General features: G+C 69.3%; 1 rRNA gene. It reads right to left on the bottom strand.

Annotated features, from left to right (window positions below):
- Nucleotides 1-136: 136 nt before the first annotated feature.
- Nucleotides 137-205 (bottom strand): 5S ribosomal RNA (gene rrf / locus Q0789_RS16665); the annotation flags it as partial.

Raw genomic sequence — 205 nt, forward strand, 5'->3', positions numbered from 1 at the left:
GCGTCGTCGATCTCAGCTGTGCGACTCACCCCGCCAGCGTGGCCCCGGCCTACCTCACCGGTAGGGAGACACGCCCTGGGTCCGGGCATGCGAAAGGGCCACCCCCCACACAGGGGGGTGGCCCTACGCAAGTGAAGTCCGGCGGCGACCTACTCTCCCACGCAGTCCCCCACGCAGTACCATCGGCGCGAACGGGCTTAGCTTC

The sequence above is a fragment of the uncultured Pseudokineococcus sp. genome (assembly GCF_947499845.1).
In the GTDB taxonomy this organism is placed as follows: domain Bacteria; phylum Actinomycetota; class Actinomycetes; order Actinomycetales; family Quadrisphaeraceae; genus Pseudokineococcus.